The following is a 24,903-nucleotide window of genomic DNA, read 5'->3' as shown; positions in this document are numbered from 1 at the left end:
AGTCGAAAGGGCTTCTGCCTGAACGGGTGAAGGTAGGCCGAAGGTCCGCCGCCACGGCCTCTGCCCCGAGGGCTCCCCCGCCCCGCCCGCGTCGGGAGGAGGAGAAAGAGGCGCTCAGCCTCTGCGGTCGCGACCGCCCCGCCCCACGTTCTCCCGCTCCCTCCGCCCCCTCCCCTACTGCACCTCGAACGCGGCGAGCGCCTGCCGGACCGCGGCGTCGATAAACGCGTCGCCCGCCACGCGCGCGTCGACGCGCTCGGCGAGGAGGAGCGAGACCAGGCCGTGGAGGGCCGTCCACAGCGCCATCGCGGCGACGTCGGGGGAGCTCACGAGGCGGAGCACGCCGGCCGCGGCGCCGTCGGCGAGCGCCTCCCCGAACAGCTCCACGTTCCGCCGCGCGCGGCGGTAGTCCTCGGGCGGGTACCGGGCCATCCGCTCGGGGTGGAGCTGGAACATGACCTGGTAGTACTCCGGGTTGGCCAGCCCAAAGCGGACGTACGCCCGGCACAGCGCGTCGAGCCGGCGGGCGGGGCGGTCCTCGGCTTGGGCGTCCAACTCGGCGTAGAGCCGCCGCATGCCCTCGTCGATGAGCGCGTGCGTGAGCGCGTCCTTGCCCTCGAAGTGGAGGTAGATGCTCGTCGCCGAGCACCCGACGCCCCGGGCGATCTTCCGCATCGAGAGCCCGTCGTAGCCGCCGGTGACCAGCAGCCGGCGCGTGTGGTCGAGGATGAGGCGCCGGAGGTCGGCGCCGGTCTCGGTGCGGGCGGCGGGCGGGGCGGCGTCGGTCACGGGCGGGCTCAGACAGGCGGGGCGGGGAGCCCGAAAAGGTACCGCCCCGCCCCGCTCAATCGGCTGGGTAGATCTCGACGCGGACGTCGAAGTCGTCGCCGCCGTACCCGCTCACCGTCCGCGGCCCGACGGCGCCGGCCGCGGCGAGGCGCCCGTCGGCGAGGGGGAGGAGCGCATTGAGGCTCGTCCACCGACCGCGGACCCCGAACGAGCGCCGCGCCACGGCCGCCCCGCCCGCGTCCAGTGTCACGACCGTAGCCTCCGGGGGCGGCCCGTCAAAGTCGCCCCCCCGAACGACGCCGACCGCGAGGCCTCCGCCCGGTAGCGCGGCGAGCGCCGCGCCGCGCACGACGGGCTCCGGCTCGCCGTCTGGACCGTCCGCCCCGGCCGCCTCCGCGAGAACCGCCGCCGCCCCCACCTCGCCCTCAGCCGACACACGGACGACGCGGACCGCGCTGCCGTCGGCGAACCCGGCCCGGCTCTCCAGAAGAACGACGCCGTCGGCGGTCGCTGCGAGGTGCGTCGCCCGCCACCCCGCCCCGTCGGTTTCCGGCCGCACGACGCGCCACCGCTCGGCGCCGTCGGCGTCCAGGCGCGCGACGACCGTCCCGCCCCCGGCGCTCTGCGGCCCCATCACGTAGAGACCGTCTGGGGCGGGGGCCAGCGTACGCACGTCCTGCGCGCCCTCGAGCCGCCCCGCCCACACGACGCCGCCGTCGCTGCCCACGCGGTAGAGCGTCGGCGCGCCGGCCAGGGTGGCGTAGACGGCCGCGTAGACGCCGCCGCCCGGGGCCGGCAGGAGCGCGCGGGGCGGGGCGAACGACGCCGTCTCGGGCTGGATCAGGACGCGCTCGCGCCCGCCCCGCCCGTCGGTCCGGTACAGCCGGACCGAGCGCCCGCTGCCGTCGTCCGGCTCGGCGGCGACCGCGACGACGAGGCCGCCATTCATGGGGAGCGCGGCCGTCGCGTCGCCGAACCCGACGTCGCGGTAGACCTCCGACGAGAGGAGCGCGCCGTCGAGCCCGAACCGGAGGACGGTCGGGAGCGCGAGCGTCCCATCGGCCGGTCGGGGCACGCCCTCGGTCGATCCGACCACGACGAGGGCGCCGTCGACGCCCTGCGCCAGGTCAAGGGCGATGTCGGTCCCGTCTGTGGCGTAGACGAACGGCGTCCCGCCGCCGTCGAGACCGCCGTCGCAGGCGGAGAGCAGGAACGCGAGCGAGAGCGTGGCGATACGCATGGCTGTCGGAGGTAGAGGTCGGGCGGGGTGGACAACCTCCGCCGCCCCGCCCCACCCCGCAAGTCACTCTGCGCCCCCGCCCCGTGCCCGTCCCCTACGACGACCTCCCCGACCTCCCGCCCGTCGTACGCCGGTTCTGCCGCTACGCCGAGGTGTGGACGACGTCGGACCCCGACGCGACCACGTTCCCCTCGACCGAGCGCCAAAAGGACCTCAGCCGGATCCTCGTGGACGAGCTCCGCGCGCTCGGCGCCGCCGACGCCGAGATGGACGCGTGGGGCTACGTGACGGCCACGCTCCCCGCCCCGCCCGGGTCCGAGGGCCTGCCGGTGGTCGCGCTCGTGGCCCACGTGGACACGTCGCCCGACGCGCCGGGGCAGGGCGTCCGCCCGCACGTCCACGAGGCGTACGCGGGCGGGGCGGTCGCCTTTCCGGGCGCGCCCGACCTCGTGCTCGACCCCGAGCGGCAGCCGGCGCTCCGCGAGCACGTCGGCGAGGACCTCCTCACGAGCGACGGGACGACGCTCCTGGGGTCGGACGACAAGGCGGGCGTGGCCGTCATCGTGCAGCTCGCCGCCGACCTCGCGCGGGCCGAGGAGGACGCCCGGCGCCGCGGCGAGCGCCCCGCCCCGCGCCCGACGATCCGCGTCCTGTTCACGCCGGACGAGGAGGTCGGGCGGGGGACCGAGAAGCTGGACCTCGACCGCCTGGGCGCCGACGTCGCCTACACGCTCGACGGGAGCGGCGTCGACCGGCTCAACGTCGAGACGTTCAACGCGGCCGAGGCGCGCCTCGTGGTCGAGGGCGTCGGCGTGCACCCGGGGTACGCGAAGGGCGTCCTCGTCAACGCGCTCCGCGTCGCCGCCGAGTTCGTGGCGGCGCTGCCCCGCGACGAGGCGCCCGAAACGACCGAGGGCCGCGAGGGCTACCTCCACCCCCACACGCTCAGCGGGACGGCTGAGCGGGCCGAGCTCCGCGTCCTCCTCCGCGACTTTACCGACGACGGCATGGAGGCCAAGCGGCGGCTCGTGCGCGACCTCGCGGACCGAGCGCGCCGCGACTGGCCCGGCGCGACGGTCGGCCTGGAGATCCGGGAGAGCTACCGGAACATGCTCTCGTACATCGAGGAGACCGACCGCCGCGTCATCGACTTGGCGCTCGCAGCGGGGCGGTCTCTGGGCGTCGAGCTCGAGCTGGAGCCCGTTCGGGGCGGGACCGACGGGGCGCGGCTCAGCGAGCGCGGCCTGCCCACGCCCAACGTGTTCACGGGCGGCTACGACTTCCACAGCCGGTTCGAGTGGAACACGGTGCAGAACCTCGAACGCGCGCTGGCCTATACCCACGCGCTCGTCCAGACGTGGGGCCGCGAGGCGGCTCCGACCGCCCCGCCCCGACCATGACCTCGACTCAAACCCGCCGGTTCGTCATCGTCTTCGTCGCCCTGATGCTGGGGCTCTCCGTCCTGGCGACCGTCCTCATCACGCGCGGGTGGGGCGACGACGAGCTGCAAGAGCAGGTCGGGGAGATCGAGCGCGACCGCCGCGAGGCGATGCCCCGCCTAGACGACGGGTGACGCCCGGGGCGGGGCGGATGCCAGAGGCCGCTCGACAACGCGGCGTGAGCAGGCGCGACGGACCGGCGACCTCCACCCCGCCCCAGGCTCGAACGGGGCTGGTGGCGGGCGCACGGGCGGGGCGGGCCTAGCTTGCGCGCTCCCCCCACCCCCCGATCCCATGTCGCGTACCCCGCACGTTCTCGCCGCCCTCGCCCTCCTGTTCGTCTTCGCCGGCTCCGCCGCCGCACAGCCCCGCCCCCTTGGCGTCGGCGTTAAGGTCGGCGTCGAACCGCAGGTCGGGCTCGACCTCCACCTTGGCGAGACCGTCGGCCTCCGCCTCCTCACGTCTCTCACCGTCGGGAACGACGACGCCTTCGGCACCTCAACGGTGGCCGTCCCGCTCCGCTTCCCCGCCGTCCGCCGCGTGGCCGTCTTCGTCGGGCCGAGCGTCACGTTCGTCAACTTCGAGGACGTCGCGTTCGCGGGCGGCATCGTCGGCGTCGAGTACGACCTGGGGAGCCGCGTGAGCCTGGTCGGCGAGGTCGGCCTCGACGTCGGCATCGATGACGGCTTCGCCGACTTCTCGACGGGCGTCAACACGGGCGTCGGCGCCTTTTACCGCTTCTAGCCGTCTGGTTTAGCCGTCCGCCCGGGCGGGGCGGTCCAAGGTCTCTGCCTGGAACGCCCCGCTCACGGCCAGGTCCGGCTCCGAGGCCGGATCCTTGACGTCGGCGTCCAGAACCTGCGCGTCGAACGCGAACGACCCGTCGATCCCGTCGGCCGTGACGGCCGTGATCGTCAGGGTCCCCGACGTGCTCAGCGCCACCCCGCCCTCCGGCCCGTCGTAGCGGTAGAGGACGACGAACCGCGACGGCGCGGGCTCCACCGGGCTCTCCGCCGCGTTGCGGATCGGGTACGTCCCGGGCACGAGCGGGCCGGCGGTCGTCCCGACGATCGTGAACGTGTCGTCGGCCTCGGACTCGCCCAGGCGGAGCGCGGTCAGCGTCTGGCCGTGGGCCTCGATGCCCAGGTCGGCGACGACGGCGGCGCCCGCGAGCGGGTCCACGGCCGCCGCCCCTTGAACGGTCCGCGAGAACGCGCCGCGGACATCGGCCTGGAAGCCGGCCTCGACGGGCGGGGCGGAGTCCGACGCATCGCACGCGGCGAGGGTCAGGGCGAGGGCGAGGAACAGGGCGGGGCGGAGCCCGGCGGGCGGGGTCGTGGACATGGCAGGCGTGGGCAGGGGACGGTCTAGGTAGTCCGTCCGCCCAGCAAATACAAGGGAAAGCGGGCGCCCTCACCAAACGCTCAGGCACCGCCCCGCCCCAGACGCTCGCGTGCGGGTTTCCTCCAGCCAAGCACGACGCGGGCGGGGCACCTCCGCCCCGCCCCCACACAACGACACCGCCCCGCCCGCAGAGGCGGGCGGGGCGGCAGACCCAGCGAGAAGCGGGCGGGGCGGTTACCCCAGCCGGCGGTTGATCTCCGCCAGCGTCTCGTCGTCGGCGGCCGGGGACGGCGTGCCGAGAATGTCGCCGTCGCCGGTCGACATGCCGCGGTCGAGCGCGTCGTTCGTCGCCTGGAGCGCTTCGAGCTCCTGGCGGCTCCCGACGACCACGTCGCGGTACTTCCGCAGGCCCGTCCCGGCCGGGACGAGGTGGCCGATGATGACGTTCTCCTTCAGGCCGAGGAGCTCGTCGCGCTTGGCCGCGATCGCTGCCTCGGTCAGCACCTTCGTCGTCTCCTGGAAGGAGGCCGCCGAAATGAACGAGTCGGTCGCCAGCGCCGCCTGCGTGATCCCGAGCAGGACCGGCTCGGCGACGGCGAGCTCGGCGTCACGGACCTCGATGGCCGGCTTCGCCTCGCGCGTCATCTGCGAGTTCGTCTCGCGCAGCTGGCGCCGCGTGATCGGCTCACCGATCCGGAGGTCGGACTCAGCCGGGTCCACGACCACGAACGTGTCGTAGAGCTCGTCGTTCGTCCGCTCCAGCTGGATCCGGTCCACGAGGTTGCCCTCGAGGAACGGCGTGTCGCCGGGGTCCGTGATCCGAACCTTCTGCATCATCTGACGAACGACCGTCTCGATGTGCTTGTCGTTGATGCCGACGCCCTGGAGCCGGTACACCTCCTGGACCTCGTTGACGAGGTACTCCTGGACCGCCGTCGGCCCGAGGATCGCGAGGATGTCCTGCGGCGAGATCTGACCGTCAGAGAGCGCCTCGCCAGCCCGCACGAAGTCGTTCTCGTGAACGAGCAGGTGCTTGCTCAGCGAGACGAGGTACGTCTTTTCCGTCTCCCCGTCGCGGCTCGTCACGATCACCTCCTGCGAACCGCGCTTGCGGCCGCCGAACGAGACCACGCCGTCGATCTCCGTCACGACCGCGGGGTCGGACGGTTGGCGCGCCTCGAACAGCTCGATCACGCGCGGCAGGCCGCCCGTGATGTCACGCGTACCGGCCGACTGGCGCGGGAGCTTAGCGAGCACCCTGCCCGCCTCGATCTCGTCGCCGGTCGTCACCTGGAGGCGGGCGCGAACGGGCATCGTGTACTCGCGGCCGCCCTCACCCTCGACCACGAGGGCCGGCGTGAGCGAGCGCTCGCGCGTCTCGGTGATGACCTTCTCGCGGAACCCCGTCTGCTCGTCGGACTCCTCGCGGTAGGTCGTCCCCTCGATGATGTCCTGGAAGCGGATGGTCCCCGCCGTCTCGGCCACGATGACCGAGTTGTACGGGTCCCACGACGCGATCACGTCGCCCTTCGTCACCGACTGGCCTTCCGTAACGGCCACGTCGGCGCCGTAGGGGATCGTGTACGCGATCCGCTGCTTCCCGTCCGGGTCGAGGATGCGGACCTCGCCGGACCGACCGAGCGCGATCGCTTTCGCCGTGTCGCCGGACCCCGAGGCCACGGTGCGGAGGTTCTCGAACGCGATCGTCCCGTCGAACTTGGCCTCGATCGTCGACTCGGCCGCGATGCGGCTCGCCGTCCCACCGATGTGGAAGGTCCGCAGCGTGAGCTGCGTGCCCGGCTCGCCAATCGACTGCGCCGCAATGACGCCGACCGCCTCGCCCGTCTCTACCAGGCGGCCGTTGGCCAGGTTGCGGCCGTAGCACAGGGCGCACACGCCGCGCGTGGCTTCACACGCCAGCACCGACCGGATCTCTACCGTCTCGAGCGAGGTCGCGTCGATGCGGTCTGCGATCTCGTCCGTGATCTGGTCGTCACGCGAGACGATCACCTCCCCGCTCTCGGGGTCGCGAACGTCGTGGACCGAGACGCGCCCGACAATCCGGTCGCGGAGCGACTCGACCACGTCCTCGTTGTCCTTGAGCGCCTCCATGCGCACGCCGCGAAGCGTCCCGCAGTCGGGCTCCATGATCGTCACGTCCTGGGCCACGTCCACGAGCCGGCGCGTCAGGTAGCCGGCGTCGGCCGTCTTCAGCGCCGTGTCGGCCAGGCCCTTGCGGGCACCGTGCGTCGAGATAAAGTACTCGACGACCGACAGGCCCTCCTTGAAGTTGGACTTGATCGGGTCCTCGATGATCGACCCGGCCGCGCCGGCCGTCGACTTCTGCGGCTTCGCCATGAGCCCGCGCATGCCGCCCAGCTGGCGGATCTGCTCGCGGGAGCCACGGGCGCCGGAGTCCGCCATCATGTAGATGGCGTTGAACCCCTCGTCGTCGTTCTGGAGCGTCTCGTAGAGGACGTTCGAGATCTCGTTGTTCGCCGACGTCCAGACGTCAATGACCTGGTTGTACCGCTCGGCCTCGGTGATGAAGCCCATCTCGTAGTTCGAGCGGATGTCGTCGACGCGGTCCTCGGCCTCCTTCAAGAGCGTCTGCTTCGCGTCCGGGACCACGATGTCCGAGAGCGAGAAGCTCAGCCCACCGAGCATGGCCTGCCCGAACCCGAGGTCCTTGACCTCGTCCAGGAAGGCCGCCGTCCGCGGGAAGTCGGTCGCCTTGAAGACGCCCGCGATGATGCCGCGGAGGTTCTTCTTGGTCAGGACCTGGTTGATGTACCCGACGCCCTTCGGCACGATGTCGTTGAAGAGCGCGCGGCCGACGGCCGTGTCGATCACCTCACCGGCCTGGTGGGCGCCGTCGAACGTGGGCTCGTTGAGACGGAGCTTGATCCGGCTATGGAGCGCCACACGGTCCTGGTCGAACGCCTGACGGACCTCCCGGGTCGAGCCGAACATCATGCCCTCGCCCTTCTGGCCGGCCCGGTCCTTCGTCATGTAGTACATGCCGAGGACCATGTCCTGCGACGGGACCGCGATCGGGCCGCCGTGCGCCGGGCTCATGATGTTGTGCGAGGCGAGCATCAGGATCTGCGCCTCCAGGATCGCATCGTGCGACAGCGGCACGTGGACCGCCATCTGGTCGCCGTCGAAGTCGGCGTTGAACGCCGTCGTGACGAGCGGGTGCAGGCGGATCGCCTTGCCCTCGATAAGGACCGGCTGGAACGCCTGGATGCCCAGCCGGTGCAGCGTCGGCGCCCGGTTGAGCATGACGGGGTGTCCGTCGATCGTCCGCTCCAGAATGTCGAACACGTCGGCCGTCCGGCGGTCGACGACCTTCTTGGCCGACTTCACCGTCTTGACGATGCCGCGCTCGATCAGCTTGCGGATGATGAACGGCTTGAACAGCTCGACCGCCATCTCCTTTGGGAGACCGCACTGGTGGAGCTGGAGCTCCGGCCCGACCACGATGACCGACCGGCCCGAGTAGTCGACGCGCTTGCCGAGCAGGTTCTGGCGGAACCGGCCCTGCTTGCCCTTGAGCATGTCGCTCAGGGACTTGAGCGCGCGGTTCGAGTCGCTACGCACGGCGTTGGCCTTGCGCGAGTTGTCGAACAGGCTGTCGACGGCCTCCTGGAGCATCCGCTTCTCGTTGCGGAGGATGACCTCGGGGGCCTTGATGTCGATGAGCCGCTTGAGCCGGTTGTTGCGGATGATGACGCGCCGGTAGAGGTCGTTGAGGTCCGACGTCGCAAACCGGCCGCCTTCGAGGGGCACGAGCGGGCGGAGCTCCGGCGGGATCACCGGGATCACCTTCATGACCATCCACTCCGGTTTGTTCTCGGTCCGGTCGCGCGAGCCGCGGAACGCCTCGACGATGCCGAGCCGCTTGAGCGACTCGGCCTTACGGGCCTGGCTCGTCTCCGTCCGCGCCTGGAAGCGGAGCTCGGTCGCGAGCATGTCGAGGTCGAGCCGCTTGAGGAGCTCCTCGACAGCCTCGCCACCGATCATCGCCACGAACTTTTCCGGGTCCTCGTCGGGCAGCCGGTTGTTGTCCTCGCGGATCTGGTAGAGCACGTCGAAGTACTCGTTCTCCGTCAGCAGCGTCCCCTGCTCGATCCCGAGTGCCGACGCCCCGCCCGGCTGGACGACCACGTACGACTCGTAGTAGATGATCTTGTCGAGCTCCTTCGACTTGAGCCCCAGGAGCGCCGCGATCTTGTTCGGGAGGCTCTTGAAGTACCAGATGTGGACGACCGGGACGGACAGCGTGATGTGCCCCGCCCGCTCGCGCCGGACCGACTTCTGCGTCACCTCGACCCCACAGCGGTCGCAGATGATGCCCTTGTACCGGATCCGCTTGTACTTGCCGCAGTGGCACTCCCAGTCCTTGACCGGACCGAAGATCTTCTCGCAGAAGAGGCCGTCCTTTTCCGGCTTAAAGCTCCGGTAGTTGATCGTCTCCGGCTTGAGCACTTCCCCGAACGACCGCTCAAGGATCGACTCGGGCGAGGCGAGGCTGACGGTGATCGAGTTGTAGTAGGACTTCTGGGCGGGCTGGGTCTGCTGGATTCCGAAGGCCATATTCAATAGTTGGGATTAGGGGTTGGCTTTCGCCTGCCTAGCGGCTGGGGACTGGGGATCGCGGGCGGGGCGGGGTGGCGTCTGGACCACCCCGCCCTCGCTCCTAGCCCCCTAATCGATCTTGACTTCGAGGCCGAGGCCCTGCATCTCGCGGAGCAGGACGTTGAACGACTCGGGCACGTTGGGCTCGGGGATGTTGTCGCCCTTGACGATCGCCTCGTAGGCCTTCGAGCGGCCCTGAACGTCGTCGGACTTGACCGTCAGGAGCTCGCGGAGCACGTTTGAGGCGCCGTAGGCGTAGAGCGCCCACACCTCCATCTCGCCGAACCGCTGGCCGCCAAATTGGGCCTTGCCGCCGAGCGGCTGCTGCGTGATGAGGCTGTACGGCCCAATCGAGCGGGCGTGGATCTTGTCGTCGACGAGGTGCGACAGCTTGAGCATGTAGATCTGCCCGACCGTCGTCGGCTGGTCGAACGGCTCGCCCGACTGGCCGTCGTAGAGCTGAGTCCGGCCGTCTTCGGGGAGCCCGGCCTCACGGAGCTTCGAGGCGATGTCGTCCATCGAGGCGCCGTCGAACGCCGGCGTCGCGTAGGTCTCGTCGAGCTTCTCGCCGGCCCACCCGAGGAGGGTCTCGAAGATCTGGCCCAGGTTCATGCGCGACGGGACGCCGAGCGGGTTGAGGCAGATGTCGACCGGCGTGCCGTCCTCGAGGAACGGCATGTCCTCCTGCGGGACGATCCGGGCGACGACGCCCTTGTTGCCGTGGCGGCCGGCCATCTTGTCACCGACCTGGAGCTTGCGCTTTTTGGCGATGTAGACCTTGGCGAGCGACACGATCCCCGGCGGGAGCTCGTCGCCCATCTGGATCCGGTACGTCTCCTGCTCAGCGGCCCCGGTGATCTCCTGGTGGCGCCGCTGGTAGTTAGCGAGCAGCTTCCACGCCTGCCGGTTCGTCTCGTCGTCCTGGGTGAACGCCTGGCGGATCTTCAGATCAGCCGGCTCGATCGCCGAGAACGCCTTCTTGGTCAGCTTGGCGCCTTCCGAGACCACGACGGTCCCGTCGCGGAGCTCGACCGCCCCGCCCGCCTTCAGGCCGCCGATGAGGGCGTAGAACCGCTCGAAGAACGACGACTGGAGCGAGTCGATCTCGCGGCCCAGCTGCTTCTCGATCTCCTCGAGCCGCTTTTCCTCCGCCTTCTTGGTGATGGCGTCGGTCTTGCGGCGGCTAAAGAGCATCGTGTCGATCACAACGCCGTTCATGCCCGGCTTGGCCTTGAGGCTGGCGTCCTTGACGTCGCCGGCCTTGTCGCCGAAGATGGCCCGGAGCAGCTTCTCCTCGGGCGTCGGGTCGGTCTCGCCCTTCGGCGTGATCTTGCCGACGATGATGTCGCCCGGCCCCACCTCGGCCCCGATGCGGACGATGCCGCGCTCGTCGAGGTCCTTGGTCGCCTCCTCGGAGACGTTCGGGATCTCGCGCGTGAGCTCCTCTTCGCCGCGCTTGGTGTCGCGGACCTGGTGCTCGAACTCCTCGATGTGGACCGACGTGAACACGTCCTCGGACACCACGCGCTCCGAGATGACGATGGCGTCCTCGAAGTTGTAGCCCTTCCACGGCATGAACGCGACGAGCACGTTCTTGCCCAGCGCGAGCTCACCCTTGTCCGTCGAGGCGCCGTCGGCGAGGAGGTCGCCCTTGTCGACGCGCATGCCGGCGTTGACGAGCGGCTTCTGCGTGACCGACGTGTCCTGGTTCGTCCGGCGGAACTTGACGAGGTGGTACGTGCGGACGGGCTCCTCGAACGCTGCGTCGGCGTCCTCGGGAGTCTCGTCGTAGCGGACCGTGATCTGCGTGGCGTCGACGTACTCGACCGTCCCGGCGCCCTCGGCGACGAGGACGGCGCGGCTGTCGCGGGCGATCCGGCCCTCGAGCCCCGTGCCCACGTAGGGCGACTCGGGGCGGAGGAGCGGGACGGCCTGCCGCTGCATGTTCGAGCCCATGAGCGCGCGGTTGGCGTCGTCGTGCTCAAGGAACGGGATGAGCGAGGCGGCCGGCGAGATGATCTGGTTCGGCGCCACGTCCATGTAGTCGATCTCGTCCGGCGCCACGAGGGGCACGTCGCCCGAGATGCGGGCGCGGATCTGATCGTTGGCGTACGTCCCGTCGTCGTTGAGCGGGGCGTTGGCCTGGGCGATCACGTAGCGGTCCTCGTCCTCGGCCGAGAGGTACTCGATCTCCTTCGTGACCTTGCCGTTCTTGACCTTCCGGTACGGCGTCTCGATAAACCCGAACTGGTTGACGACGCCGTGCGTGCAGAGCGACGAGATGAGGCCGATGTTCGGCCCCTCCGGCGTCTCGATCGGGCAGAGCCGACCGTAGTGCGTGTAGTGGACGTCGCGGACCTCGAACCCGGCCCGCTCGCGCGTCAGACCGCCCGGCCCGAGCGCGGACATCCGACGCTTGTGCGTCAGCTCCGCGAGCGGGTTGGTCTGGTCCATGAACTGCGAGAGCTGGTTCGTCCCGAAGAACGTGTTGATCACGGACGACACTGTCCGCGCGTTGACCAGGTCCTGCGGGGTAAACTTGTCGGCGTCGCGCTGGTTCATCCGCTCCTTGATGGTGCGGGCCATGCGCGCGAGGCCGAGCGAGAACTGCTGGCCGAGCTGCTCGCCGACCGTCCGCACGCGGCGGTTGCCGAGGTGGTCGATGTCGTCGACCGTGCTCTTGCCGTTCTGGAGCTTGACGAGCTCGGTGATGATGGCGACGACGTCCTCCTTGGACAGCGTGACCGACGTGTTCTCGCCGTCCAGCCCGAGCCGCTTGTTCATGCGGTAGCGGCCGACGTCGCCCAGGTCGTAGCGCTTGTCGGAGAAGAAGAGCCGGTCGAGGAGCGCTTCGGCGGCCGAGACGTCCGGCGGTTCGGACCCGCGGAGCTGCTCGTAGAGGTAGATCAGCGCCTCGTTCGACGAGTGCGTCGGGTCCTTCTTCAGCGTGTTGAGGAGCGTCGACATGTCGAGCCCCTGGTCATCGTCGTCCTCGGACGCCTCGCGGCGGAGGATGACCGACGGGACGTTCGCCTCCTTGAGCGTGCCGTAGTCGTCCTCTTCGAGCACGTGCTCGGCGGGGAGGATCACCTCGCGCTCAACGGTCTCGTCGAGGACCTCGCCCGTGTCCTCGTCGATCGTCTCGTGCTTGATCTCGACCGTGACCGAGGCGGCGAGCGTGCGGCCGGTGAGCTTCTTGAAGTCGCGCTTGTTCGTGATCTCCTCCTGGTCGGCCAGGTCGAAGAGCGAGACGATCTCGGCGTCGGACGAGTACCCGAGCGCGCGGAGGAGCGTCGTGACCGGCAGCTTCTTTTTGCGGTCGATGTAGGCCCACATCACGTTCGCGACATCGGTCGACACCTCGATCCAAGACCCCCGGAAGGGGATGACGCGGGCGCTGTAGAGGTCCGTCCCGTTGGGGTGGACCGACTGCGAGAAGAAGACGCCCGGCGAGCGGTGGAGCTGGCTGACGATGACGCGCTCGGCGCCGTTGACCACGAACGTCCCCTTGTCGGTCATGACCGGGAGCGTGCCGAGGTAGACGTCCTGCTGGACGGCCTCTTCGGGCTCGTCCTCGTCCTCGTCCTCCTTGGCCGAGAGCCGGAGCTTGGCCTTGAGCGGGAGCGCGTACGTCAGCCCCTGGGCCAGGCACTCCTCGATCGAGTGCTTGGGCGCTTCGAGCGTAAAGTGGAGGTACTCGAGCGTGTAGCGCTCGCGCGTGTCCGAAATCGGGAAGTGCTCCTGGAAGACCGACTCGAGCCCGCGGTTGCCGTCCCGCTCCTCGGGGACGAGCTCCGCCTGGAGGAACTCGTGGTAGCTCTTCAGCTGGATCTCGAGGAAGTCCGGGAAGTCGAGGACCGGCGCGATGTCGGCGAACGACTGGCGCGTGGACTCGCCGCTGGGCGCCGGCGTGTTCTGGACGGTGGTGCCGTTGCTTTTGCTCAAGGCGTACCCTGGGTTTGGTGACCGTTCGTGCGAGAGGCCCGCGCAGAGTCCGAGGCTCTGGGGGCGGCGCCCGTATGCGCCCGGGCGGGGCGGCCGCCTGGTCCGGCACGATGTGTGCGGGCGGGGCGGGCTAGGACTCGGGCTGGAACCCGGGGTTCCGGCCGACGGGCGGGGCGGACTCGGACCACCCCGCCCGGCGCGACAGAGATCAACGGCGTGACGCCGCGACCCGTGCGGAGACGCCTGCGAAGAACGCATGCGCCTATGCCGCGACCGCCCGCCCTCCGCACGGCTGGGCCGGGGAGAGCGGGCGGACGGCGGGACCACCCCGCCCCGCCCGCGGACGCGGGGAGACGGGGGCGGGGTGGCCGGACTACTTGAGCTCGACTTCGGCGCCGGCGCCCTCGAGCTTGCCCTTGACCTCGTCGGCCTCGTCCTTCGAGACGCCCTCCTTGATGGGGGACGGCGCGTTGTCGACGAGCTCCTTGGCCTCCTTGAGGCCGAGGCCGGTGATGCCGCGGACCTCCTTGATGACGGCGATCTTGTTGCCGCCGATGCCAGAGAGGATCACGTCGAACTCCGACTGCTCCTCGGCGGCGGCGGCGCCGTCGCCCCCGGCCGGGCCGGCCATGACGGCGGCGGCGGCGGCGGGCTCGATGCCGTACTCGTCCTTGAGGACCGTCAGAAGCTCGTTGGCCTCCTTGATGGTCAGGTTGACGAGGCTCTCGGCGATGGTGTTGACGTCTGCCATGTTTTTGGGGTGTTCCTGCGGCGGTCTCGGCGGCGGTCCGCGAGTCGGACCGGGCTGCTGCGCCGCTGATTAAGGGAATGGGCGGGGCGGGGCGGGGTGGTCAGCGAGGGGGAACGTGCCCCCTCACCTCCTCCCCTATCCCTCTTCCCCTTTCTCTGCGATCTGCTGGATCACGCTCGCCAGGCCGGAGCCCTGCGCGCCGAGGGCCGACGCGACGTTCGTGATCGGGGCCATGAGGAGGCCCAGGATGTCGGCGAGAAGCTCGTCGCGGCTCTTGAGCTTCGCGAGCACGTCGAGCTGGTCGTTGCCGTAGACCGACCCGTCGATGTAGGCCCCCTTGAAGCGGGGGATCTCGAGGTCGTTGTCGTCCAGGAACTTCTTGATGACCTTCGCCGGCCCGGCGGGGTCGTTCGTGAAGGCGACGGCGGTCGGCCCGTGGAGCTCGTCGTAGAGCTCGTCGAACCCGCCCCGCTCCTCCATCACGCGCCGGAGCAGCGTGTTCTTGAGGACCTTGTACTGGACGTCGGCCTCGCGGAAGGCGCGGCGGAGGTCCGTGACCTGCTCAACGGAGAGGCCCTGGTAGTCGGTGAGGTAGACGGTGTTGGCGCCCTCGAACTGGTCGGCGATGGCACCGAGCGCCTCCTGCTTCTGCTGCTTGGTGAGCGGCATGGTGTGTCGGGGTCTCGGGTTAGCGGGTGGAGACGACGGCGGCGCCGCGGTCGACGGGGACGGCCGGCCCCATGGTCGTCGAGAGCGTCACGCTGCGGACGTAGCCGCCCTTGGCGGCCGCCGGGCGGAGCCGGACGATCTCCTTCAGGAAGGCGTCGGCGTTCTCGCGGATCTGGTCTTCGGTGAAGGTGGACTTCCCGATCGACGTGTGGACGATGCCGGTCTTGTCGACGCGGAAGTCGATCCGCCCCGCCTTGACGGCCTCGACGGCCTCGGTGAGGTCGTTGGTGACGGTCCCCGACTTCGGGTTCGGCATGAGCCCGCGCGGGCCGAGCACGCGCCCGAGCCGGCCGACCTGCGGCATCACGTCGGGCGACGCGATGAGGACGTCGAAGTCGGTGAACCCCTCGTTCTGGATCTTGTCGACGTACTCGTCGAGCCCGACCATGTCAGCGCCGGCGGCCTCGGCCTCGGCCTGCTTGCCCTCGTTCGTGAGGACGAGCACGCGGACCGACTTGCCGGTCCCGTGCGGGAGGGCGACCGAGCCGCGGACCATCTGGTCGGCGTGCTTGGGGTCGACTCCCAATCGGATGTCGATGTCGACGGACTCCTCGAACTTGGCGCGGCCGGTCTCCTTGACCAGCTTTGCCGCCTGCTCCAGCGGGAGCGGGCCGCCGGCCTCCTCGGTCGCCGCGGCGACGAGCTCGGCCGCCTGGCGGTAACGCTTGCCTCTTGCCATGATGCGTGTGGGTTGTGCGGTGCAGACGCCGGATGCCCGGCTCCCGCGGGGTGAAACGGTTCAGGGTCGAACGGTCCAGGGTTTAGGGGTCAAACCCTGAACTCCGAACCCACAGACCCTCAAACCCTAAGCGACGGGCGCGCCGGTGACGGTGAGGCCCATCGACCGGGCCGTCCCCGCGATCATGCGGGCGGCGTTGTCGAGGTCGGTCGCGTTGAGGTCCTCGAGCTTCTGCTCGGCGATGTCGCGGCACTGGTCCCAGGAGACCTTGCCGACCTTCTCGCGGAGCGGGTCGCCGGCCCCCTTCTGGACCTTGGCCGCCTGCTTGAGCAGGACGGCGGCCGGCGGGCTCTTCGTGACGAACGTGAAGCTCTTGTCGCCGAAGACCGTGATGACGACCGGGATCACGAGGCCCATCTTGTCCTGCGTGGCGGCGTTGAACGCCTTGCAGAACTCCATGATGTTGACGCCCTTCTGGCCGAGCGCGGGGCCGATCGGCGGGGCGGGGCTGGCCTGCCCGGCCTTGATCTGCAGCTTGATGTAGCCGTCTACTTTCTTTGCCATAGCTGGGGGCGGTGCAAACGCCGGCGCTCTGGGCGGCTCGGCTCCCGCAAAAGTGGTGGCACCGCCCCGCTCCTTCGGCGGCTGCGGCGAACGTAGAAAGTACGGGGCGGGGCGGGGCGCAAGGGACCGCCTAGGAGGCTTCGCCCCGGTTTCATTGCAGCGGACAGCGGACCCTGTCGCCCATCGCGGCCTCGGCCCGCCGCCCGCCTCGCCCGGCCGCTTCGGAGGCGGCCCGGATTCAGACCCACTCCCCGCGGGCGTCGCGCGGCGACTGAGCGCGCGCGGAACGCGGGGTTGTCGAGAGCAGAAGGGTCGAGGGAGGCGCCGGGAGACACCGGAGTCGGGGGCAGGAGCGGGCGGGGCGGGGTGGTCGAGCGGGGCGGCGCGTCAGGAGACCGCCCGGTCCGCCCCGCCCGCCGGGACCTCGACGGTCACGCGCGTGCCGGCCCCGGGCGCCGAGTCGACGGCGAGCCGGCCGCCGACGAGCCCGACCCGTTCGCGGACCGACGCCAGCCCGAGCCCGCCCCGCCCGCCAGCGGCGTCGAACCCGGCCCCGTCGTCGGAGACCGTGACGCGGACCGCCCCGCCCGCGCCGCCGACCGGCTCGGCCGTCAGGCGCGCGCGGCCGGTCCCGGCGTGCTTCGAGACGTTGAACAGGAGCTCCTGGAGGACCCGGTGGAGGAGCACCCGGAGGTCGTCCTCGCCGACCATGAGGCCGTCGGCCACGTCGACATCGACGCGGAGCCCGTGGAGCCTCCCGGCCTGCTCGGCGAGCCATTCGAGAAGCTCAGCCACGTCGCCACCGCCGAGCACGGGCGGGGCCATCTCGTGCGAGAGCGTCCGCGTCAGGCGGGCGGCCTCGTCGAGCACCCGCTCGGCCTCGTCCAGGAGCGCGGCCCCGTCGGCGGCCACGTGCCGGCCGAGCAGGCCGAGCTTGATCTGGAGCCCGTAGAGCCGCTGCTGGAGGTCCTCGTGGAGCAGGTGGGCCACGCGCCGCCGCTCCTCGTGCTCGGCCAGCGTGAGCGCGGCGGCCAGCCGGCGGACCTCGGCCGTCCGCGCCTCGACCCGGGACTCGAGCGTGGCGTTGGCGTCGCCGAGCGCGACGAGCAGGTCGCGGACGTCGAGCTGGCGCCGCCGCGCGAGGACGGCGAGCCGGGCCGCGGCCACGAGCGACGACGACGAGAGCGGCCGGTCGAGGACGGTCGCGCCGGACGGCACGGCGCGGCCGAGCGCGCGGGCGCTGTCGCCGGCAGTCTGGCCCGGCGCGGCGAGGAGCAGGACCGGGACGTCAGACCACGGCGGCTGCTCGGCCAGCGTGCGGCGGAACGCGTCGGCCGCCCCGTTCGCCCCGATCACGCTCTCGGTCGTCAGGATCACGACGCCGAGCCGCCCCGCCCCCACGCCGACGCCGAGCGCGCCCAGGTCGGCGCACACCTCGGCCGGCACGCCGGCGGCGCTCAGCCGCGAGGCGATGAGCGGCCCGTCGCGGCCGACGGGCGCGGCCACGCCCACGCGCTCGTCCCAGGGCGGGGCGGGGCGTCCGCCGGGCGGGCCGCCGGGTGGCCTTTCGGAGTCAGGCGCGGGCGGGCGGGCGTCCATTGCTCGGACCGTCGGCGGCGTGGAGGGTGGCGAACAGGTGCGGGTCGAGCGTGAGCCCCACGCCGCCGATGCGGTCGCCGATGGCGAGCCCGGCCGCGCTCAGGTGGAGCTCGCGGGCGTCTTTGGCGTGGTCGCCGTGGCGCTGCTTGAGGACCGTGATCGTCCGGTGGCGGACGCCGTCCTCCTCGTGGTAGCCGAGCAGGAGCACGCTGTCGGCGAGGTAGCTCACGTGGGCCGGGCCGGCCGGGTCGTCGCCCGTGAGCGTCCCGTGGCGGTCGACGACGAGGAGCGTGAGCACGCCGTGCTGGCTGAGGTACGTCACGAGCTCGTGGAGCTGCGACACCAGGAGGTCCCGCCGGAGCATGGCGTTGATGTACCCGCTGAGCGAGTCGATCACGACGACGCGCGCGCCGTCGTCCTCGACGGCCTCGCGGACCTGCTGGGCGAACTCGCTCGGGGCCAGAGCGCCCGTGTTCACCTGGCGCACGACGAGCCGGCCGGCCTCGACGTGGGCCTCCATGTCCATGCCCAGCCCGCGCGCGCGCATGTAGAAGGTTTCGAGCCGCTCGTTGAACAGGAACACGGCGGCCGTCTCGCCCCGCTCGGCCGCTGCGTGGGCGTGCCGGAACGCGACGGCCGACTTCCCGCTCCCCGTCGGTCCGGCCACGAGGCAGGTCGTCCCCTCGCGGAGCCCGCCCCCGAGCATGGCGTCGAGCTCGGGGACGCCGCTCGACAGCGGCTCCCACGTCTCGTATCCGTTCTCGCCGTCGGCCTCGACGCGCGGGAACACAGCGAGCCCGCCGGTTCGGATGCGGAAGTTGTGGCCGCCCGAGGGGAACGGCGTGCTCCGCATCTTGACGACCTGGAGCCACCGCCGGACCTCGCCGTACTCGGGCGACTCCTGGCGAAGCGAGAGGACGCCGTTGGCCTGGTTCTGGAGCTCGCGGTCGCCCCCGTTCTCGGGCGAGTCGTCGAGGAACAGGGCCGTGCACGACCGCTCGGACAGGAACCGCCTCAGCCCGAACAGCTCGCGCCGGTACTGGGTCCGGTCGACCGAGAGCACGCGGAGGTCGGCGACCGTGTCGATCACGAGCCGGGCGGGGCCGACCTCCTCGACGGCCTCCCGGATCGCGGCCAGCGTCTCGCTTAGCTGGACCTCGGAGGGGTGGAACACCGTCTGCGCCGCGTCCTCGGTCACCCCCACCTCGCGGACTTCGACGCCGTCGAGGTTCCACCCGTGGGACCAGGCGATCCGTTCGAGCGACGGCCGCGTCTGCGAGAGCGTGACGTAGAGGGCCGCCTCTCCGACTGCGGCGCCGGCCTGGAGGAACTCGAGAGCGAGCGTCGTCTTGCCCGTGCCCGGGCCGCCCTGGACGAGGTACACCTCGTCGCGGGGCACGCCCCCGCGGAGGATGTGATCGAGGCCGGCGACGCCGAGCGGGACGCGGTCGGGGAATTGGGGGGCCATGGCTTAGGCGGGGCGGGCGGGCGGGGCGGTGCCGAGCGCGGGCGGGGCGGGGGCCGCTCGGGGCAGCGGCGGGCAAAGACGGACGATCTCGGGGAGCAGGTCGTCGACGAGCCGCCGCTTCGGGACGAACCCGGCGGCGCCGAGCGCGAGCGCGCGCGTCCGGTAGTGGCTGCCCTCGTGCGTCGTGACGACGACGACGGCGGCCCCGGGCGCCGCCGCGCGGAAGATCGGGAGCGCCGCGAACCCGTCGGTGTCGGGCATCGAGAGGTCGAGGACCACGACGTCCGGCCGGACCGACTGGGCGAGCGCGACGCCCTCATCGGCGCTGCGGGCGGTCCCCACGACGCGGACCGCCCCGCCCTGCCCGAGAAACCGGGCGGCGTGCTGGAGGAACGTGGCGTCGTCGTCGACGAGGAGGACGGCAGGGGCAGTCATTGCCGGGCGGGGTGGGGCCAAGAACTGGCGCCAGGGTAGGGGCCGCCCCGCCCCGGCGCCTCCGTAGTCCTACCCGAACGGGCGGGGCGGCCGAACGCGTGGGCGGGGCGGGGCGCTACGCTTCGGGCCGGCGGGGCGGGACGAGCCCGCGCTCGAGGACGTACCGGATAAGCTCGGCCTGCGAGCCCAGCCCCAGCTTCGCCATCGCGTTGGCCCGGTGCGTCTCGACCGTCCGCGGGCTCAGGAACAGGCGCTCGGCGGCGTCCGGCGCCGTGAGCCCCTCCGCCACGAGGTGCACCACCTCGCGCTCGCGCGGGCTCAGCGCGTCGTAGCGGTCGAGCGGCCGCGAGCCGCCCCGCCCGGCGGGGTCGGCGAGGCCGTCGCTGAAAAACCGGCCGCCGGCGCGGACGGCGCGGAGCGCGGCGGCGAGGTCCTCCGGCCCCGACTCTTTGAGGACGTACGCCGAGGCCCCGGCCCCGACGGCGCGGGCCACGTACGCCTCGTGGTCGTGCATCGAGAGGACCACGGCCGCCGTCCCGGGCGAGGCCGCGCGCGCGCGCCGGATGACCTCGACGCCGTCGAGCCCCGGCAGCGCGAGGTCGGCCACGAGCACGTCCGGCCGGTGCTCGGCGACGAGGGCGACGGCCTCGGCCCCGTCGCCGGTCTCGGCCACGACCTCGACGCCGGGCTCGGCGGCGAGGAGCGCCTGGAACCCGGCCCGGACGATCCGGTGGTCCTCGGCGAGCACGACGCGCAGGGGCGGGGCGGTCACGGGAGCGGGAGCCGGGCCGTCACGCGCGTGCCGGCGCCGGGGTCCGAGACCACCTCGCACGCCCCGCCCACGAGCGCCGCCCGCTCGCGCATGACCGAGAGCCCGGTCGAGGACGCCGCCCCGCCCGCCCCCTCCTCGAACCCGTGGCCCTCGTCGACGACGTGGACCACGAGCCCGCTCGGCTCGCGGTGGCAGAGGACCTGCGCCCGGTCCGCCCCGGCGTGGCGGGCCACGTTCGTGAGCGCCTCCTGGACGATCCGGTACGCCGTCGTCTCGACCTCGGGCGCGAACCGCTCGCCGGACTCGACCTCGCACCGGAGGTCGACGGCGACGCCGGTGCGCCGCGCGAACCGGGCCGTCAGCTGGTCGAGCGCGGGGCCGAGCCCGAGGTCGTCGAGCAGGCTCGGCCGGAGGTCGAGCGAGAGCTCGCGCACGCGCCGGGCCATCGCTTTGACGAGTGCCTCGGACTCGGCCAGCTCGGCGCGGGCCTCGGGGAGCCGGGCCGGGTTCATGCGGAGGCTCATCTGGAGCGACGTGAGTAGGCCGCCCAACTCGTCGTGGAGGTCGCGGGCAATCCGCCGCCGCTCGTCCTCGCCGGCCTGGACGAGCCGCGCCGAGACCCGGCGGAGCTCGGCCTCGGCCCGCTTCCGCTCGGTGACGTCGGCGTTGATCCCGACGACCGTCGCGGGTTGGCCGCCGGCGTCGCGGAGCGTCCGGCCGGCCGCGCTCAGCCACCGGACGCTCCCGTCGGGGCGGACCACCCGGAACTCGGCCTGGTAGTCCTGGTCGCGGTCCCCGGACCGGGCGACGGCCTCGGCGACCTGGGCGCGGTCGTCGGGGTGGATGCAGGCGAAAAAGTCGGCGACGGCGATGGTCTGCGTTCCGGGCGCGAGCCCGAGCAGCTCGGCCTCTTGGGCGTCGACCGTCGCCCGGTCGGTCGCCACGTCGACGTGCCACGTCCCCATGCGGCCGGCCCGGAGCGCGAGCGCGAGCCGCTCCCCGCCCTCGGTCTCGCCCGCCGGGCTGCCCGCCGGGCGGAGACCGGCGCTCCCGTCGTCGGGGCGGTCGCCGTCGTCGGGCGCGGCGGGGCGGGCGTCTGTCAACGTGGGGCGGGGTCGCGGGGTGGAGAAACTACCCGCCGCCGGGCGGGGCGGGGCCAGAGCGCGGGATAGGAGCCTCCGCGTCGGGCGCGGTCCGTCGTGCGAGCCCACGCCTCCGTGCTTTGCCGGGCAGCGGGCAGCGGGCAGCGGGCAGCGGGCAGCGGGCAGCGGGCAGCGGGCAGCGGGCAGCGGGCAGCGGGCAGCAAAGATCACCGCCCCGCCCACGGTACGGGCGGGGCGGCCGCCGTCGCAACGCCGTTGGGCACCCGTAGGGGCGACCGGCGGTCGCCCGTAGGCAGGGCAGGACGGGCGGCGCGGCGCTGGGCGGAGTCAGGCCACCCCGCCCGCCCGACAACCACCCTTATCCCCTCCTGGCTGCGCCGACGCTGCGCGGTGACCAGGAGGGGGACCGACGCCGCCTCGGGTCCACCTCCACGCTGACCGCCCCGCCCCCTGCTCGCTGGCCCCACGGGCGGGGCGGAACAAAACGGGCGCCACCCCGCCCGCGCGCCCCATCCCTCAGCTCAGCAGCGCCGAGAGCTGGACAAGATCGTAGTCGATCGTCTTTTTCCGGCTCCACGTGTTCCGCATCGGCGTCAGCTTGAGGTCGCCGTTGACGACTCCGACCATGACGCCGGCGTGGCCTTCGAGGAGCGCCTCGACGGCGCCGGCGCCCAGGCGCGAGGCCAGCACGCGGTCGCGGGCCGTGGGCGAGCCGCCGCGCTGGATGTGGCCGAGCACCGACACGCGCGTGTCGATCTGGTCGAACGCCGGGTCCTCGGAGAGCGCCTCGCGGATCATGTGCGCCCCGCCCAGCTCGTCGCCCTCGGCGACGACCACGATGGACGAGCGGCTCTGCGCGGCCATGAGCGACAGGATCCGCTCCTTGATGGCGCCCACGTCGGTCAGCATCTCAGGGATCAGGACCAGCTCCGCCCCGCCCCCGATCCCGCACGCGAGCGCGATAAAGCCGGTGTCGCGGCCCATGACCTCGACGAGGAACAGGCGGTCGTGAGCGTCGGCCGTGTCGCGGATCTTGTCGATCGAGTCGAGCGCCGTGTTGAGCGCCGTGTCGAACCCGATCGTCTCGTCGGTCCCGAACAGGTCGTTGTCGATCGTGCCGGGGCAGCCCACCACGACCACGTCGTGCTCTGTGGCGAGGTGGGTCGACGCCTGGAGCGTCCCGTCGCCGCCGATGGCCACGAGGGCGTCGATGCCCTCGGCCCTCAGGTTCGCGGCCGCCTTCGCGCGGCCCTCGGGCGTCCGGAACTCGTCGCTCCGCGCGCTCTTGAGGATCGTGCCCCCCTGCTGCAAGATGTTCGAGACCGACTGCCGGTCCATCTCGACAAAGTCCCCCTCGATCATCCCCGCGTAGCCGCGCCGGATGCCCACGACGCCCAGCCCCTCGGCGACGGCCCGGCGCACGGCGGCGCGGATGCACGCGTTCATGCCGGGGGCGTCGCCGCCGGAGGTGAAGACCCCGATGCGGGTGAGTTCGTGGGACGTCATAGGCGGGGGCGGGGTGGCCTCGGAAGGTCGCACGCGGAGCGCCCTGCGGGGCCGGAGCCGAGGGGCCGGGGGACGAGGAAACGAGAAAAAGGCGAGGCGAGCGGACGCCACCCCGCCCGCCGCGCCCTGGGGCGGGGCGGTCTCCCCGTCGGCCCGAAGCCGCCCCGCCCCTTACGAGCCCGCCGTCGGGCGCGGGTCGACGGGGCGCGCGACGACGACGCCGATCTGGCTGGGGATGCCCTGGACGTACCGGGCGAGGTCGTCCGAGATCTTGACGCGGTCGGACGAGAGCGAGGCGTGCATGAACCCGGTGTGCTCGGGCGTCTGGTGCACGAAGCCCGTGTGCGTCACGTCGAGCCCGCCGATCGACGTGGCCGTCGCGATCACGTCGCCGGCCTGGAGGAGCGGGTACGCCTCGGCGATCCGGTCCTGGGGGACGTAGAACAGCTCGACGCCGCGGAGCCCGGCCTCCATGTCGGCCACGCACGCGAACGTCTCGTCCGAGACCAGCTTCGGGTAGGCGTCGCGGTTCTGGGTCATGAACGTGACCTCCTTGTCGAACGGCTCGCCGCCGACGGCCGCCGTCACGTTCTGGACGCGCCCGCCCCGCTCGTTCTCGTCGATCCAGTCCGAGAAGTAGTGGAGCCGCGAGCAGTACCCGTCCATCTGGCCCTCGCGGTAGCGCATGGCCTCGACGTGACGGGCGTAGTCGGCGTAGTCGTCCTGGCCGAGCGCGACGGCGCGGGCCAGCGCCAGCGTGTTCTCGACGTAGAGCACGCAGTCGAACGCCCGCAGGTCGACCACGAGCGTCTCCTCGGGCGGGGCGTCGAGCATGCCGGCCACGTAGGGCCGCCCGATCAGCTGCTCGCCCACCCACTGCACGACCTCGCCGAACGGGCGCGCGGCGACGTCCTGCGCCTGGGCGTCGGCGAGGATCTGGCGGAACGCGGCGGCCGTCTCGGGGTCCGGCGCCTCGACCGAGTCCACCGCGGCCAGGGGCGCCGCCTCGGCGGGCGGGGCGAGCGGGGCGGCCGCAGAGGGCGGGGCGGGCGCCGCAGTGGGCACGACCTCGGCCGCCACCGCCTCGGCGGGCGGGGCGGGGGGCGCCTCGTCCAGGCGGGAGCCGCACGCGGCGAGCGCGGTCAGGCTGAAGACGAGGGCGAGGCGGACGGGCGGCGAGGTCGGCATGGACGGGCGCGGGGGCGGGGCGGCGTGAGAACGCGCGGCGGGCCGCCGTGTTACCCCGCCCCGCCCGCGGCGTCGAGCGCGTGCCAGTCGGCGCGGACGGCGAGGGCCGTGTCGAGGCGCCGCTCGTACTCGGCGCGCGGAATCTCGACGACCCCGAACCGCGCGAGGTGCGGCGTCGACATCTGCGTGTCGAGGAGCACGAACCCGCCGGCCCGGAGCCGCCGCACGAGCCACACGAGCGCCACCTTCGAAGCGTCGCGCTCGCGCGAGACCATGCTCTCGCCAAAGAACGCCCCGCCCAGGGCCACGCCGTAGAGGCCGCCCGCGAACCGCGCCCCCTCCGGCCCGTCGGTCCAGCACTCGACGCTGTGGGCGAGCCCGTGCTCGTGGAGCGCCGTGTAGGCGGCGACGATCTCGTCCGAGATCCACGTCTCCTCGCGGCCCGGCGCCGGCGCGGCGCACGCGCGGACGACGGCCTCGAACGCCGTGTCGGTCGTGACTCGGAACCGCCCCGCCCGGACGGTCCGCGCGAGCGTCTTCGGCACGTGGAACGCGTCGAGCGGGAGCACGGCGCGCGGGTCCGGCGCGTACCACCCGACGCGGTCGCCGTCGTCGGGGTCGGCCATCGGGAACGCGCCGGCACGGTAGGCGGCGACGAGGAGGTCGGGCGTGAGCACGGAGAGAGCGGAGAGAGCGGAGAGAGCGGAGAGA

The 24,903-nt window shown here is 72.2% G+C and carries 20 protein-coding genes; 3 read left to right on the top strand and 17 right to left on the bottom strand.

The window, feature by feature from the left end:
• Nucleotides 1-174 precede the first annotated feature (174 nt).
• A complete protein-coding gene (locus RM540_RS10855; RefSeq protein ID WP_311663968.1) occupies nt 175-789 on the bottom strand; it encodes a TetR/AcrR family transcriptional regulator in 615 nt (204 codons plus the stop codon).
• A 55-nt stretch (nt 790-844) separates the two neighbouring features.
• Entirely contained in the window at nt 845-2,029 is a 1,185-nt protein-coding gene (locus RM540_RS10850) for a hypothetical protein (RefSeq protein WP_311663967.1), read from the bottom strand.
• Nucleotides 2,030-2,112: 83 nt separating this feature from the next.
• Here RM540_RS10850 and pepT point away from each other — a divergent pair, with 83 nt between their 5' ends.
• The 3 genes from pepT to RM540_RS10835 all read left to right on the top strand — a co-directional run bounded on the left by pepT (nt 2,113) and on the right by RM540_RS10835 (nt 4,212).
• Complete coding sequence (pepT, locus tag RM540_RS10845; RefSeq protein WP_311663966.1) at nt 2,113-3,429, top strand: peptidase T; 1,317 nt, start codon at nt 2,113-2,115, stop codon at nt 3,427-3,429.
• Complete coding sequence (locus tag RM540_RS10840) at nt 3,426-3,602, top strand: hypothetical protein (RefSeq protein WP_311663965.1); 177 nt, start codon at nt 3,426-3,428, stop codon at nt 3,600-3,602. Before pepT ends, RM540_RS10840 begins: the two co-directional genes overlap by 4 nt.
• Before the next feature lie 160 nt (nt 3,603-3,762).
• A complete protein-coding gene (locus RM540_RS10835) occupies nt 3,763-4,212 on the top strand; it encodes a hypothetical protein (protein WP_311663964.1) in 450 nt (149 codons plus the stop codon).
• A gap of 9 nt (nt 4,213-4,221) precedes the next feature.
• On the opposite strand, the gene RM540_RS10830 is transcribed toward RM540_RS10835, so the two are convergent.
• The 15 genes from RM540_RS10830 to aat all read right to left on the bottom strand — a co-directional run bounded on the left by RM540_RS10830 (nt 4,222) and on the right by aat (nt 24,869).
• Nucleotides 4,222-4,812, bottom strand: a complete 591-nt coding sequence (locus RM540_RS10830; protein WP_311663962.1) for a hypothetical protein — start codon at nt 4,810-4,812, stop codon at nt 4,222-4,224.
• Between the two features lie 234 nt (nt 4,813-5,046).
• Nucleotides 5,047-9,411 (bottom strand): DNA-directed RNA polymerase subunit beta', encoded by a 4,365-nt coding sequence (gene rpoC, locus RM540_RS10825; RefSeq protein WP_311663960.1) that lies wholly within the window; start codon nt 9,409-9,411, stop codon nt 5,047-5,049.
• 111 nt (nt 9,412-9,522) lie between these two features.
• Entirely contained in the window at nt 9,523-13,398 is a 3,876-nt protein-coding gene (rpoB, locus tag RM540_RS10820; RefSeq protein ID WP_311663958.1) for a DNA-directed RNA polymerase subunit beta, read from the bottom strand.
• A 373-nt stretch (nt 13,399-13,771) separates the two neighbouring features.
• Complete coding sequence (rplL, locus tag RM540_RS10815) at nt 13,772-14,149, bottom strand: 50S ribosomal protein L7/L12 (protein ID WP_311663956.1); 378 nt, start codon at nt 14,147-14,149, stop codon at nt 13,772-13,774.
• A 135-nt stretch (nt 14,150-14,284) separates the two neighbouring features.
• Nucleotides 14,285-14,818: a 50S ribosomal protein L10 gene (gene rplJ, locus RM540_RS10810; protein ID WP_311663954.1), complete on the bottom strand. Its 534-nt coding sequence runs from the start codon at nt 14,816-14,818 to the stop codon at nt 14,285-14,287.
• A gap of 19 nt (nt 14,819-14,837) precedes the next feature.
• Complete coding sequence (rplA, locus tag RM540_RS10805; protein ID WP_311663952.1) at nt 14,838-15,557, bottom strand: 50S ribosomal protein L1; 720 nt, start codon at nt 15,555-15,557, stop codon at nt 14,838-14,840.
• A gap of 126 nt (nt 15,558-15,683) precedes the next feature.
• Nucleotides 15,684-16,121 carry a 50S ribosomal protein L11 gene (rplK, locus tag RM540_RS10800; protein WP_311663950.1) on the bottom strand — a complete coding sequence of 146 codons (438 nt, stop codon included), beginning with the start codon at nt 16,119-16,121 and terminating at the stop codon, nt 15,684-15,686.
• Nucleotides 16,122-16,508: 387 nt separating this feature from the next.
• Nucleotides 16,509-17,720, bottom strand: coding sequence for a sensor histidine kinase (locus RM540_RS10795; RefSeq protein WP_311663948.1), 1,212 nt, complete (start codon nt 17,718-17,720; stop codon nt 16,509-16,511).
• Nucleotides 17,695-19,188, bottom strand: coding sequence for a DUF7125 family protein (locus RM540_RS10790; protein ID WP_311663946.1), 1,494 nt, complete (start codon nt 19,186-19,188; stop codon nt 17,695-17,697). Before RM540_RS10790 ends, RM540_RS10795 begins: the two co-directional genes overlap by 26 nt.
• A gap of 3 nt (nt 19,189-19,191) precedes the next feature.
• Entirely contained in the window at nt 19,192-19,623 is a 432-nt protein-coding gene (locus tag RM540_RS10785) for a response regulator (RefSeq protein ID WP_311663945.1), read from the bottom strand.
• A 115-nt stretch (nt 19,624-19,738) separates the two neighbouring features.
• Nucleotides 19,739-20,395 (bottom strand): response regulator transcription factor, encoded by a 657-nt coding sequence (locus RM540_RS10780; protein ID WP_311663943.1) that lies wholly within the window; start codon nt 20,393-20,395, stop codon nt 19,739-19,741.
• Nucleotides 20,392-21,498: a sensor histidine kinase gene (locus RM540_RS10775; RefSeq protein WP_311663941.1), complete on the bottom strand. Its 1,107-nt coding sequence runs from the start codon at nt 21,496-21,498 to the stop codon at nt 20,392-20,394. Before RM540_RS10775 ends, RM540_RS10780 begins: the two co-directional genes overlap by 4 nt.
• Nucleotides 21,499-22,014: 516 nt before the next feature.
• Complete coding sequence (gene pfkA, locus RM540_RS10770) at nt 22,015-23,004, bottom strand: 6-phosphofructokinase (protein ID WP_311663939.1); 990 nt, start codon at nt 23,002-23,004, stop codon at nt 22,015-22,017.
• Between the two features lie 171 nt (nt 23,005-23,175).
• Nucleotides 23,176-24,192 carry an N-acetylmuramoyl-L-alanine amidase-like domain-containing protein gene (locus tag RM540_RS10765; RefSeq protein ID WP_311663937.1) on the bottom strand — a complete coding sequence of 339 codons (1,017 nt, stop codon included), beginning with the start codon at nt 24,190-24,192 and terminating at the stop codon, nt 23,176-23,178.
• Between the two features lie 50 nt (nt 24,193-24,242).
• Complete coding sequence (gene aat / locus RM540_RS10760) at nt 24,243-24,869, bottom strand: leucyl/phenylalanyl-tRNA--protein transferase (protein ID WP_311664011.1); 627 nt, start codon at nt 24,867-24,869, stop codon at nt 24,243-24,245.
• Nucleotides 24,870-24,903 lie beyond the last annotated feature (34 nt).

The organism is Rubrivirga litoralis (assembly GCF_031846415.1).
GTDB lineage: Bacteria > Bacteroidota > Rhodothermia > Rhodothermales > Rubricoccaceae > Rubrivirga > Rubrivirga litoralis.
This window is presented reverse-complemented; position numbering and strand designations above follow the sequence as displayed.